Here is a 13,712-nt window from a genome sequence, read left to right as displayed (position 1 = left end):
ACACTCGGTCAGTTTTCCGTACTCGCAGTATTAACTTATCACAGCTTGTTTTGCCGTCACTGACGCAGACCGCATTTTCAATAATGGAGCATTCCATTAAACGACTGCCACGCGAAATTTCCCCCTCAAGCGGCATCCCATTTATGCGTCATAAGTGGGAACTCCCACTTTCCCGATAACCACGCCAGCAGGAAGCCTCCGCTGGTAAAGCTCACATAAATTGAACCAGCCCCTTAAGGCTATAGCTCCCAATCTCCTGTGATTAAAAACAATAATTCCCTTGGAGGAACTATGAAACATCAACTCCCTGCGAGGCTCAACTCGCTGGCATTAACCATGCTCGCGCTCAGCGCTACCCCCAGTTTGGCAACTGACTACAACGACCCCTGGTGGGCCAGCCCCAATGCCAACACCAGTTTTGTCGATCAATTCGATGGCGTGAGCATCGACCGCAATAAATGGTTGGTGGAAAAAAATATCTTTGTAAATGGCGAAGACATTGATTACCAGGACGTGGAATACCCCGCCGCTGACTGGACCTTCCGTGTCGGGCAACCGGATGCTGGCGCAAGCGATGGCAAGGTGTTGAACCTGAAAGCCCGCTATATGGACGGCCAGATCCAGGACTACTACGGTGGCAACGCCGGTCAGGGCAAGCCATTGTTTATCCGCGCGGGTCGGATTGAATCGCAAATTACCGATTCCTCCACGTTTGTGTACGGTAAGTTTGAAGCGCGCATCAAAATGCCGCCGGCGCGCAATGGCGAATTCCCCGCATGGTGGTTATTAGGAAACTTCCCGGATGTGGGTTGGACCGCGTGTCAGGAACTGGACATTATCGAATTCACAGGTGCCAACGCGAGTAAAGCGCCGCAAACCCACTGGTCAGCCCCCTACCCTGCGTACGGCGGCAACCCATTTGGTACCACTTACGCGCAGTTGGGGATTAACCCGAGCGACCAGTACATCACCTATGGCGTGATCAAAACCCCTGAGTCGGTTGAGTACTACGTCAACGGTGTTAAAACTTACACTTGGACCAAAGCCGAACGCGGCGACCAACCCTGGCCGTACGTTACCCCGATGCGCATGATCCTTAACCACGCCATCACCCACGTGGAATGGCCGGATGTAGGCAACTACAACAAGTTCAGCACCGACGCGAATGTCGCCAACAAAACCGGCTACACCCGCACCACCAATGGCGTGACCGAGCATGAGTACATAGATACCGCAGCCATGAACACCAATATCGGCCGCACCGGTACCGACTTCCTGGTGGACTATGTGGCGCATTGGCCACTGCCGACTACCGACAGCTGGCACAAGTACATCGACGAGAGCAAATACAGCTTCTTCCGCCCCAGCAACAACACCAAAGGTTTCTATTCGCTGAAAGGCTGGATGGCACCGGTATCGGTAACGGCAGATGCTTACTTGCAGGAAGGCGATAACGCCTACCGCGACAACAGCGCGAAAAACGCTGCCGATGGTTATGTTGGCTCCAAGTGGGCAACCCCACGCGATGACAACATGCACTCAGTCACCATCGATTACGGTGTGGACAAACCCATCAAGTACTTCTGGATCGAGTGGAGCTGGAACCTGCCCAAGTCCTACGACATTTATGGCAAAACCTCTTCCGGTAACTGGGAATACATCCTCAGCTCTGACCAGCAGAGCGTAGGTTGGGCAACCCATACCTTTGATGTGAACAAGACTTACCGTTACGTCAAACTCGTTACCAAAGGCCGTATCGATAAAGCCGAGCCGATCTGGCTGCTGGAATTCAAAGCCTTTGAAGATGTGGCCAACGTCTATCCAAAACCTGCTGGCACTGCGCAAGTAGACCGCAGCATCAACGTGCTGGGTAACGGTGCCTTCAACGATGGTTTGGCAGGCTGGCAAGGCGAGAACTACGACGGTTCAGGTGCAGCCTATTCGGTGATTAATGGCGAAGCGCGTATCACTGCGGCGGCACAAGGTACCGGCTCAGGCTCATACCAGCTGCACACCTCGGGCTTTGGCTTGAAACGCAATTATCGTTACCAAGTGAGCTTCCGCGCTCGCGCGGCATCGCCACGCAATATTCAAGTGCGTTTGTCCGAAAACCAACTGAACCCATCCACCCCTGGCACCTATTTGCTGCAAACGGTCGCACTGGGTACCACCATGGCGAACTACAGCTTCAATGTGGACTTTACCGCGGGTGATAACGCAGGCCGCCTTGCCTTCCTGTTCGGCAACATGGGCAATGCGACCACCTTTATCGATGATGTGGTAATTCGTGAAATTGCTTACATCGGTTCCGGCGATCCATTGGTTCCAGCGATCAGCGCAACCAATTTCACTGGCGCAAGCTCAGGCTGGGAAAATGAATGGTGGGGTGTTGCCTCGCGCGCGGTCGATGGCTCAACCGGCAACAAAGCCAGCGGCCGTCCGGGTGTGGCAGACAATCAAGACTTGTGGGTCAGCGTGAATATCGACCCTGACTTTGAAGTAAAAGAAGTCTTGGTAGCGGGCGATAAATCTGCACCGCGCAGCCTTGCCCAGTTCAAAGTGGAATACGGCACCGCCAACAACACCATGATCGACTGGACCAACAGCAACACCGATGGCAGCTACGAAAGCTTCACCGGCTTCAGCGCTTATCCACCCGCAAATGAACGCAACTTCCGCTTCTGGTTCCGCCCACCGGCAGGTCAGGTAGTTGAAGTGGCCGATGTACAGTTGATGGCAGTGGATCTGAAACCGCACCGCATCTATGCCATCAATTTGGACGGCGTAGGCAGTATCAGCCCGGCCGGCACCATCCGTTACAGCAAAAACAATACGGATTCCGCGACCTATAGCTTCACGCCTCCCGCTGGCCAACAAGTTGCCAACGTAATTGTGGATGGCGTTTCACTGGGTGCATTGAACAGCTACACCTTCAATGCGATCTCGGCGAGCCACACCATTGCGGTGTCCTTCACCGGATCTGCACCGGCATCATCCGTTGCCAGCTCCAGCGCGCCTTCATCAACACCGTCCAGCGTCAGCAGTTCAAGCGCACCGGCCTCGGTATTGGTATCACAAGGTCGTCCGGTAACGGCAAGCACTAACTTCCAACCTGCCGCTAACGCTGTGGATGGCAATGCCGGAACACGTTGGGAATCCAACCATGGTGTAAGCCCAAGCTGGTTGATGGTTGACCTTGGCAGCAGCCGTGCGCTGACCCAAGTGGTGATCGATTGGGAAGCAGCCAACGCGGCGAACCATGAAGTACAAGGTTCTACCAATGGCACCAGCTGGAGCACACTGAAAACCGTCACTGGCGGCGCATTCGGTAACCGCACCGATACCCATGCCGTGAGCGGCAGCTATCGCTATGTACGTGTGTATGCCACTGCACGCAGCACCGGCAACACCTGGGGTTATTCGATCTTTGAATTAAAGGTGTACGCACAAACTGCAGCCGCAAGCAGCAGTTCCGTATCAAGCACTGCAACACCGGCATTATTAACACCCGTGAGCGCCACCGCGAGCACGGCCTTAACACCGGCAGCGAATGCAATCGATAAAAACGGTGGCACCCGTTGGGAGTCAGCGCATGGTATTGACCCAAGCTGGATCACACTCGACTTGGGCAGCGCAAAAACCCTGACCCAAATTGCCATCGATTGGGAAGCGGCTAACGCGGCGGCTTACACCGTTCAAGGCTCAAACGACAACGCCAACTGGACCAACATCGCCAGCAAATCCGATGGCACTTTTGGCAACCGCACCGACACACTCACCCTGAACGGCAACTACCGCTACCTGCGCATTAATGGCACCGCGCGCAGTGCCGGAAACCAATGGGGTTATTCAATCTGGGAGGTGCGCATTACTGGCTACTAATAAAAATAATATTCAGTAATCGCTTTAATAACCGCCTGCGCTTTTGCGGGCGGTTTTATCAACCAATGGACACGATCATGAAAAAAACTCACTCACTTTTTTTATCATTCTTGTTATCACTGGGTTTAAGCGCCGCCGCAACAACCCAGGCAGCGGTCATCACCTTTGACGATTTGCCCGCAGTCGAACTCGATGCAATTCCAACCGGTTATCACGGATTTAATTGGGGCGAATCCTTCTTTTCTAATGTCTCCTACATCCATAAAAATACAGCACCTGACAGTGGTTATGAAAACGGTGTGGTATCGGGTGACTATGCAGCATTTAACTTTCTCGCCTCCACCAGCCTGATCAAAACTACCGATGGCGAAACCTTTGATTTCAACGGTGCCTATTTCACATCAGCATGGAAAGACAACACCTTTTTAATGGTGACCGGTTTTTTAAATAACGCCGCGTTATTCACCCAAACCGTCACCACCAACACCAGCGCCGCACAGTGGTTTGATTTTAATTTCCTCGGCATTAATGCACTCGAACTGAAGGTGTGGAATTACACACCCAATGATGGCAATGATTATTATGTGATGGATAACTTCACCTACAACCAATCCACTGCCGTTTCCGAATCATCCTCACTCGCATTATTACTGCTCGGTGTAGCTGGCGTAGTGTTAGGCCGCAAAACCCAAAAAGCCTAATCACACCACCGCCATAGCTCCCTGCTTTGCCGCTACCAAGCAATTGGTAGCGGCGTTTTTATTTTTCCAATCCAAAAAAATGGTCACACACATTGGTTGACAACAGTGACCGAAAAAGGTCACACTTAAAAAAACCAACTGTGACCGGAGAACTTATGGACGTTTTTGAATGTACGCACAAGGGCGAATTAGAGATCGGAGAAAAGAGGATCGCATGTGCCGTGTTGAGTAATGGAAAACGAATTATTACTCAAACAGCACTATTCGATGCCTTTGATAGACCACGTAAAGGGGAAAAAAGAATTGAAGGATTACCTTCTGTGATCGGAGCCAAGAATTTGCTTCCATTCGTTTCAGACGAACTACGTGAGAAGTCAGAACCTATTCATTACTATCTTCAAAATGGAAAAATCACAGCAGGTTACGATGCTGAACTTATACCCTTGATCTGTGAGCTTTATCTATTGGCACACGATAAAGGTGATGTTCTTTTAGAGAGTCAAATTAAGATTGTGACTCAGGCTAATATACTAATCCGATCATTAGCAAAAATCGGTATTACTGCATTAATTGATGAAGCCACAGGCTATCAATATGAGAGAGAAAATAACGCCCTTCAGGAATTATTAAAAGCATATATTTCTGAAGAATTTCTCAAGTGGCAATCAAGATTTCCAAGAAAATACTATCAAGAGCTGTACAGGATATATGGATGGGATTACAACCCATTAAACATGAAGCACCCTCAATATCTTGGGAAATTCACTAATGAATATGTTTATGATTACATGCCTCCAGGCGTCCTTGATGAACTTAGAAACAAAAATCCTTTAAATGCAAACGGCTACAGAACCAAAAAACATCATCAATTTCTGACGGGAGACATCGGCATTCCCCACTTAGAAAAACATATTACAAAACTGATCACCGTTATGGAGTTATCTGATGGAATTGATGATTTTAAACAAAATTTTAATAAGATATTCCACAAGGTAGAACAGATGAAGATTACATTTGAGAAATGATATCCAAATAGTTTTCTAAGCTGTAAGGTTTTGCCAAAAATGAGACAACCTATATGATCTACCGAGGCAACTGCCATTGCGGCGCGATACAATTTGAAGTGGAAGCACCGAACGAAGTGGAGGTGGAAAACTGCAATTGTTCGATCTGTAATATGACCGGTTTTTTGCATTTGATTGTGCCTAAACGCAATTTCAAACTTATCCGCGGTGAAGACAACATCACCACCTACACCTTCAACACCGGCGTTGCAAAACACACTTTTTGCAAAACCTGCGGCATCAAACCTTTTTATATTCCGCGCTCAAACCCGGACGGGGTAGATGTAAATTTACGCTGCTTAACCCCGCAACCACACGCCGTAAAAATTGTGAATTTTGATGGGCAAAATTGGGAGCAGCATGCACACACAATTGCGCATAAGAGTTTATAACCTGCGTAGCCCGTATGGAGCTTGGCGAAATACGGCTTAGATTCAGGCTTTATGCCCAAGAATCCGCGCTGGCAAAAACAACAGCGCTTTTAGAAAGGCAAATATCGCCTCAAAGGTAATGCCGATCAGCCGAAACGGCAGCGAGATCAGCCACACAATTGGCCACAGCACCAACGCCAAAAGCGCCAGTGGCCAGCAGAGCACACATAACAATAACCAGCAGAGAAATGTCAGCATATTGCCCTCGTTTGTTAATGCTGTTTTTGGCTTAGACGCCGATTAGCCTGAACTGGATTCACCCCCGGAGCAATAGCAAAGCGTATTCAGATTGCCCCGCCTTCCGTTACACTCCATGGCGGCTAGACTGGTAACGGCCTGAACTTTTCCTCCACTTCCAGAGCACACTATGAAACTCATATCCATTCCCCTACTTATTATGATTTTTGGTCTTAGCGCTTGCACTAGCCAACCAAAACCACAGGAAAAAAATGCCGATGCTGAATTGGCCGATGCCCTGGGCGCTGTATTTGGGGAGCGTAAAAAACCGGACATGAGCGAAGTAGAAAAACACCCGCTCGGCTCTGCAGAAAACCCGGTGCGGGTTGCCATGCCGATTGGCCAGCGCGATTACCTGGCACGTTTGGTATGTGAAAACGGTGAGCGGGTTTCCGCCTTTGCGCGTGAGGGCAGCGTCGGCATTGGCCCCTACGGTTCAATGATGGATGTGTATACGGTGCTGTGCGACACCTACCAAGGTGTTGTCGAACACAGTGTTTACCTGGATATGTACCATGCCGACTATGAAGAAACCCGCCCTGCAAAAGGTTTTAAAGCGCTGGTGCCGCATAAAAAATAACTCATCACCTGACCTTTTAGCATCAATTAAAAATTTTATAAAAATAGAGACTAAACGATATGGACATACCTTTTGCCAAAGAAGATAACTATTCCACCCATTACGACCAACTGTTTGGCCTGTACCAAAAAAGTCTGTTTCGCGACCTGTGGGAACAGGCAAGCCAATGGTGGGGTGATGCTCCCTGGCCCAGCGCAAGATTGGAACTATTGCGCGCGCGCACGCTCAGCCAACTGGGCAATGATCGCCGGTGTCATGCGCTGCTGTGGAAACTCTGGCGCAGGCAACCGCAACTGAAAGGGCTCGCACCGCTCATAGTTTCACTTTATCACCGCTCGCGGGGGCCACTTGTAGCCTTGCGAATGCTGCCGCTTATTGAAAAGCGCGCACAGCCAGATGACAAAGACCTTGCAGATATACGCGGCGAAAAAGCTGAAATATTGGCACGCTTTCGCGATTTTTCCGGCGCTGAAGAATGCCTCGGAGATTTGGAAAAAGCGGGTGATGATTGGCAATTATTGTCTGTCGCCGAAGTTAAATTTTTGCAGGACGATTACTCCAGCGCTCTGGAGGTTATTAATAAAATTCTTACCCGCACTCCTCACTACCGCGCCGCATTGATATTTAAAGCCAACATATTGCAATTGCAGCACGACTTAACCCAAGCGATTACAACGCTTTCGGATTTCTGGCCCAACACCCAATCCTTCTGGACTGGGCGCCTACTCTGCAGTTTATATATTGAAAATCAACAATACGCAGAGGCGCATGACTGCCTGAACCGGCTAAAAACCTTACCCATTTATGCCGGTAAAGATTCAGATCGCTCGCTGCGTGCACTACAAGCTGATTTACTCTGCGCTGAACAGCGCTACGAAGAAGCGCTGGAATTCATTGAACAAAAAAATTTCTTCGGCAAATCAATTGCCAATGCAATTGTTAACACCGGGGAGAAACGCGCGCGCAAAGTAATCAATGTTCCCTTTGTTCGCCAAGCAAATATGACTTGCGCACCCGCGAGCATTTCAGCTGTAGCCGCTTATTGGAATGTCACAGTGGCACAGGCAGATGTAATTGATGCAATTTGTTATGGCGGAACACAATCAGTAGATGAACGCCGCTGGGTGGAGGAAAATGGTTGGTATGCACAGGAATTTCAACTGACCTACAGCGCAGCGAAAAGCCTGCTTGATATGGATATACCGATTTTATTGGCCACCGTAGAACCGGGCAGTGCGCATTTACAAGTGCTTGTCGGTTACGATGACGCCATGGGGACTTATCTACTACGCGACCCCTACTATCGCCGCTTGCAAGAAATGCTGATTGAATCGAGCCACGAATATTATGCGGCGTCCGGCCCTCGCGCTATGGTCATGGCCCCCATGAGTTATCGCGAAAAAATTATTGCACTGGAGCTACCTGCCAGCTCACTTTACGATTGCCTTTACCAACTTAATCGCGCACTAAGAGCCAACCAACGAGATCAGGCAGCAACCCAACTGGCGGTGGCACAGAGCCTGGCCCCAGAACATAGGATGACCATCAATTGCGAACGCGCGCTGGCATGTTATGACAGCGACGAATCACGCATTCTGGCAACGACCGAAAAACTACTTGCCCTCTTCCCGAACGATGTAAATCTGCAACTCAGCAAAGTCAGTAGTTTGAATGCTGTGGGCTCAAGCAAACAAATGCTCGAGTATTTGGAATCAATTGCTGCACAACCTACTAGCCATTTTCTGGTAAAAAGCCGGCTGGCTGATTATTTACGCCACGATCACAGGCAACAAAACCGCGTAATCACACTTTATAAAAAATTACTCGATATCAGCCCCACTAATACTGAAAACCTTTACGCCTATGCAGGTGTGTTGTGGGACCAAAATAATTATCTCGATAGTTATCAGCTGTACCGGTTTGCAACCTGCCTTGAAGACAAAAACGAACAATATGCAGAGAGTTTTTTCAAAGCAGCCCGCTATCACAAACAAACCGAAAAGGGCCTTGAATTTTTACGTGACAGATTCAAACGTTTTGGTAAAAAATCATCCGGCCCGGCAGTTTCCTTATTTCATGCGCTGGATAGTTTGGAGCGCACTCACGAAGGCTTGGTGGTGCTCGAAGAAGCCATCGACATGCGCCCGGAAGACGGCTGGCTGATTGCATTCACTGCACGCAAACTTCTACAGCAACAGCAAACAGAAGCTGCCAGTGTATTGGCAGAGCGCGCCAAACCATTGATCAGTGAGGTTCGTTACAACGAATTAGCGGCCGAAATTTTTGAATATAATCTTCAGCCTAACAAGGCCATCGAATGCCTTGAAAAAATCCTGCAGTTGGAACCGCTCAACAACAAAGCCAATCAAAGCATGATGCGCCTTTTTATCGAGGCGAACGAGCGCAGCAAAGCCGACCAGTTTATTGCGCAACAGCTGGCGCGTTATCCAGATAACGCCATGCTGCTTGAGCTCTCTATTGACTGGATTGAAAATGGGGATTATCAAACCCAAATTGAAGCCTACCGCACATTCATCTCCCACCACCCAACCAATGCATGGGGTTATCGCGGTTTGGCCGACGCCCTCTGCAACCTGGAGCTGTTTGATGAAGCGCTTCTAGCCGCGGATGAAGCTATTGCCGTTGCCAGCAACAGCAGTGCAAGCCATTATTATCGCGGCAAAATACTTTTAGCCAAGCAACAATACGAGGCCGCGCGCACCAGTTTTCGCAAAGCCATCGAATTATCCTGCGATTATACTTACGCTTACGATCCCTTGCTGCAATGCGGATTTAATCACAGCACACAACAACAAGACCTGGCTTTTATTTACGAGCAATTAATGACGCAGGTCAGCTATGGCGATGGTTTACTCGCCTATCAACGTGTTGCTACCACACTACTGTCCGCACAAGATATTTTGCAATTTCTTGAACATGCGCTGGATGTAAGGCCGGACCTCTGGCATGCCTGGGTAGCTTTAACACTCGCTTACCGCGCCGCAGGAGAAAACGAAAAAGCGCTGGACACCATTGCGCAAGCTGCAGATCGTTTTCCGTTATTGCCGCGTGTTTTCCAGGAGCTGGCAGTGAGTCATAGATTGCTGAACCAGTTAGATAAAGCGGAATTTTATTATCGCCACGCCCTCAGTTTATCGCCGGGGTGGACCCTGCCCGCCAATAATTTGTGTGATCTTCTTGAACAGCAAGGGCGTTACGATGAAGCGATTACCACGCAGCGTGCACTCATAGCGCGCAACCCATTGGCCTCATCACCCTACGGCTATCTGGCAGACCTGTTAATTCGCGAAGGCAGGATTGCGGAGGCGATACAAGCCCTCGAACGCTCATTGGAGCTTGACCCACTTTATTTATGGGCCTGGCGAACGCTGTATCAAATACAAGAAACCGAGGAAGGCAAACTCACTCTCTGCCATAAAATCGCCGCAGCGCGCCAAAGGTTCCCCAATGATGAAAGCTTACTGCTCACCCAGATAAACATGCTGGAGGATGATACAGAAGCGTCCACAATTCTCGCGAATTACTTGGAAAAAAATCCCTATCACATTGAAGCCTGCATAGAGTATGTCTCACGCCAGACCAAGCTTGGCAATATGGAGCACGCGCTGCAATTTACCAGTGCAGAGTATTGGAATAACAATCGACCAATTGCTATTTTGGCGGCTGAAGCAAGAATTTACGCTGAGTGCCGTGAAGTAGCTACCGCAATTAAACGCATGGAAAATGTTGTACAAATTAATGAAAACTTTTATGAAGGATGGCGCTGTCTTGCACGCTGGTATTGCGACACCAAAGATGAGGACAAAGCAAAAACAGCCATTGATCATTGCGTCCGCCTCTACCCAAACGATCCTTCTGTACTTTGCTACGCGGCGGAGTGTTTGCAAGAAATCAAGGGTGATAATGAACGCATCAGCCAACTATTACAGCGCGCGTTTGAATTAAACCCGGTTAACCAATATACCGGGCTGACCTATATTGACTATATTTTCGAGCGCGGTGAAACAGAGCGTGCCGCTGAGGCTTTGGCATTATTGGAGCGACACAATAGCGATATATACACAAGGTATCGCGGGTTGCAAATTGCTCTCGCACGCCAGGATTTTACTGCTGCCTTAAATATGTTCAGCAGCATTCTTCAAGATAAAAAAAATACGCTCTGGTTTACCCAAAATGCCTGGGAGCAATTGAACAAAGCAAAACAACATGAACCTGCGGCAGCGATCATTTATGAACTACATAACAGTGAAAAACTTTGTGGACAGCATGCTGCTCGCTGTCTTGCAGAATATGAATTACAACAATGGGGAATAAAGCAGTTTGAACAGAAGTTGCTTATAAAATCACTGGATACGGATTTTGATCAACGTTATCTGGAAGGTTATATCCAGACGCTGATTGAAATAAAAGGTCAGCTGCCGTGGAAAATAATTGAACACTGCGGCAAAACGCTGGTGGACGATGTAAAAAATTGGGGCCTACTGGGCTATATGTATGTGACCCAAGGGCGTTGGAATGAAGCAGTCAACTGGTTCAGGCGCCGCACAAGCCTCGATAATGTAGACGCTTGGATACTCTATTTTTATTCAATGGCGTTGCGAGAAACCGGCCAATGGCATGGGGCCACTCAAATTACACGCGAGGCATTCTTGCGTGAACCGGACAATTATCGCGAAGACATTGTGGTTTGGTATGCCTTTGATCAGCTGGTTGCACAACGATCCGCGCCGCTGGGTGAACTTGAATCTATTCGCACCGACAGTCTGGCCGGTTTGAGTGTCTATCCATTTAACCTTGCCAACTTGTTGATAAAAGCACAGGCACGCCCTACCGAGGAAGCCTTTGCCGAGTTGGATGCGGATTACCGCGCCTGCAAAACTGCTTTTACCCAAAGCAAATCATCTGCGTGGAAACGAGCCAGAAAACTAACACGGCAATTTTTAGTCCAGCGCGTTGAACAACAAGGTGTTAAACGCTGGCTTTGGGCGCTAAAAATCACTCAAAAATGCTAGCAATAACTACACTCTTTAAACCTACAAAACGCTGTTAAGTGCACAAAAACCACCCAAGGAGATAGCGATGAAAAAAATATCAGGCTTGTTTCTAGCAATCAGCTTTATCGGCTTAACCAGTTGCACGGCGATGAACACAACCAACAACAGCCCACTGATAAACACCTACTGGAAACTGACGGAAATTAAAGGTACAGGGGTATCGGTAAGCGATAACCAGCGCGAGCCGCATATTCTGCTGAATAGTGAGCAGCGGGTTGCAGGTTCCGATGGTTGCAACCGCATTATGGCTGGCTATACATTGAAGGGAGAGAATTTACAGTTCAGCCAAATGGCGAGCACTCGCATGGCCTGTATGCAGGGCGCAGAGCAGGCGAATCTGATTGGCGCCAGCCTGCCGCAAACCGCAGCTTATAAAATTACTGGCGATCACTTGGAGCTGCGCGATAACACCGGTGCCGTCATCGCGCGCTTCACTGCAGTGGCACTTCCCTAGCTGCATCACACGGTACGCTTGTGATTCAAACCCCAGCACTTTAGCTTTTGGTTTGTTGGCGAAATTCGGTGGGCGTCATGCCCACCATGCGTTTGAAAAACCGGTGAAACGCCGATGAACTATTGAAGCCGGATTTATAAATAATTTCCAATACGGTTTCATCTTTAAACTCCGGCGCCAACAACAGCCGCTTGGCCTCTTCAATCCGATAGCGATTGATAAATTCAAAAAAATTCGACTGGTAATGCATTTTTAAAATCGCCGAAATATCGCGCGGTTTTAATCCTATTTGCTCCGCAAAACGCTCCAGGTTGATGTTGCTTTCCAGATACAGTTTGCTCTCGTTCATCGCCTGCTCAATGACCGCGACTTTCACATCCATCTTTGGTGGCTGTACAGGTTTGGCTGCAGGCATAGCGCTGATGCTGAGCAACTGCCGGGTGTTTACCAGTCCAAACACAAACAAGGCGTTCACTAAAATGACTGTCAGGTAATTATCAATAATACCCAGGCTATCGCTCACACTGGCACTCACCCAACCTTCCAATACATAGGCGAGCAGCGACCACAGCCAGTGAATACAAAAACCTGCCAGGACTGCATCGGCCAGTTTTAATTCAGACATGGAAATATCGGAATAAAGTGCTTTTAAATTTTCGCGCAGTTTATATTCAGCAATTACACAGGCGATGATGTAACCCAGCGGCGAGATCTTCACCAGCGCCCACACAAACGCGACAGCAGTATTTTCCACACCAGATAGTGACGTGCTTGGCCACCATTCCAAACTATTGATATCAAATATCACTAACAAACTCGCGGCGATGCAGGCCGGAATAAGGTGTACTGTATTGGCCCAGCGCAGCAGGGTTATTTCGCGGGATAAGGAGCGCAAATAAAAATAGAGTACCGGCCCTTGCAGCAACAAACACACCGCCAAGATAACCACTACCAGGGGCGATTGATTAATCGCCGCTACTTTTAAATCGCCGTTCCATACAATCAGGGTGGTAGTTAATACGAGCGCGATAAGGCCAAAAAATCCGGAGAGTATCTGCCGCGGCTGCATGCGCTTGGCTGGCAATAAATTTAGCAACACCGCCAATACACAACACTCCACAGCGGTGAGCACCAGCACTAGGTCGTGGATATTTAGAAAGTTAGTTTTCATTAGCCTTTCTCTTACTACTCATACCGGTTTCGCCCCTCGCGGGGGGAAGCGGCAACGTCAGGAATTAGATCAGCAACAGAGCCACCACAGCGCCTCCTGTGCTGTGGCAAGATGACA

The 13,712-nt window shown here is 48.9% G+C and carries 9 protein-coding genes; 7 read left to right on the top strand and 2 right to left on the bottom strand.

From position 1 onward, the window contains the following. The first annotated feature begins 291 nt into the window (after window positions 1-291). From ACFODX_RS11675 to ACFODX_RS11660, 4 genes are all read left to right on the top strand, one after another. Window positions 292-3,882, top strand: a complete 3,591-nt coding sequence (locus ACFODX_RS11675; RefSeq protein ID WP_378119274.1) for a discoidin domain-containing protein — start codon at window positions 292-294, stop codon at window positions 3,880-3,882. Window positions 3,883-3,959: 77 nt separating this feature from the next. Next, entirely contained in the window at window positions 3,960-4,583 is a 624-nt protein-coding gene (locus ACFODX_RS11670) for a hypothetical protein (RefSeq protein ID WP_378119272.1), read from the top strand. A 155-nt stretch (window positions 4,584-4,738) separates the two neighbouring features. Continuing rightward, window positions 4,739-5,608: a P63C domain-containing protein gene (locus ACFODX_RS11665; RefSeq protein WP_378119270.1), complete on the top strand. Its 870-nt coding sequence runs from the start codon at window positions 4,739-4,741 to the stop codon at window positions 5,606-5,608. Between the two features lie 53 nt (window positions 5,609-5,661). Next, window positions 5,662-6,039, top strand: coding sequence for a GFA family protein (locus ACFODX_RS11660; RefSeq protein ID WP_378119268.1), 378 nt, complete (start codon window positions 5,662-5,664; stop codon window positions 6,037-6,039). A 42-nt stretch (window positions 6,040-6,081) separates the two neighbouring features. Here the strand turns inward: ACFODX_RS11660 and ACFODX_RS11655 are convergent, their stop codons facing one another. Then, complete coding sequence (locus ACFODX_RS11655) at window positions 6,082-6,276, bottom strand: hypothetical protein (protein ID WP_378119266.1); 195 nt, start codon at window positions 6,274-6,276, stop codon at window positions 6,082-6,084. Between the two features lie 169 nt (window positions 6,277-6,445). On the opposite strand from ACFODX_RS11655, the gene ACFODX_RS11650 reads away from it, so the two are divergent. From ACFODX_RS11650 to ACFODX_RS11640, 3 genes are all read left to right on the top strand, one after another. Continuing rightward, a complete protein-coding gene (locus ACFODX_RS11650; RefSeq protein ID WP_378119264.1) occupies window positions 6,446-6,895 on the top strand; it encodes a hypothetical protein in 450 nt (149 codons plus the stop codon). Between the two features lie 59 nt (window positions 6,896-6,954). After that, window positions 6,955-11,928 (top strand): tetratricopeptide repeat protein, encoded by a 4,974-nt coding sequence (locus tag ACFODX_RS11645; RefSeq protein ID WP_378119262.1) that lies wholly within the window; start codon window positions 6,955-6,957, stop codon window positions 11,926-11,928. A gap of 67 nt (window positions 11,929-11,995) precedes the next feature. Next, the gene (locus tag ACFODX_RS11640; protein WP_378119260.1) at window positions 11,996-12,424 is read left to right on the top strand and encodes an META domain-containing protein; all 429 of its coding nucleotides are present in this window, start codon (window positions 11,996-11,998) and stop codon (window positions 12,422-12,424) included. Window positions 12,425-12,464: 40 nt separating this feature from the next. Here ACFODX_RS11640 and ACFODX_RS11635 read toward each other — a convergent pair whose 3' ends face one another. Beyond that, complete coding sequence (locus tag ACFODX_RS11635) at window positions 12,465-13,595, bottom strand: helix-turn-helix domain-containing protein (protein WP_378119258.1); 1,131 nt, start codon at window positions 13,593-13,595, stop codon at window positions 12,465-12,467. Between the last annotated feature and the right edge of the window lie 117 nt (window positions 13,596-13,712).

The organism is Cellvibrio fontiphilus (assembly GCF_042646205.1).
Taxonomy (GTDB): domain Bacteria; phylum Pseudomonadota; class Gammaproteobacteria; order Pseudomonadales; family Cellvibrionaceae; genus Cellvibrio; species Cellvibrio fontiphilus_A.
Note: the sequence above shows the minus strand (reverse complement) of the source record. Positions and strands in the feature narration are given on the sequence as shown.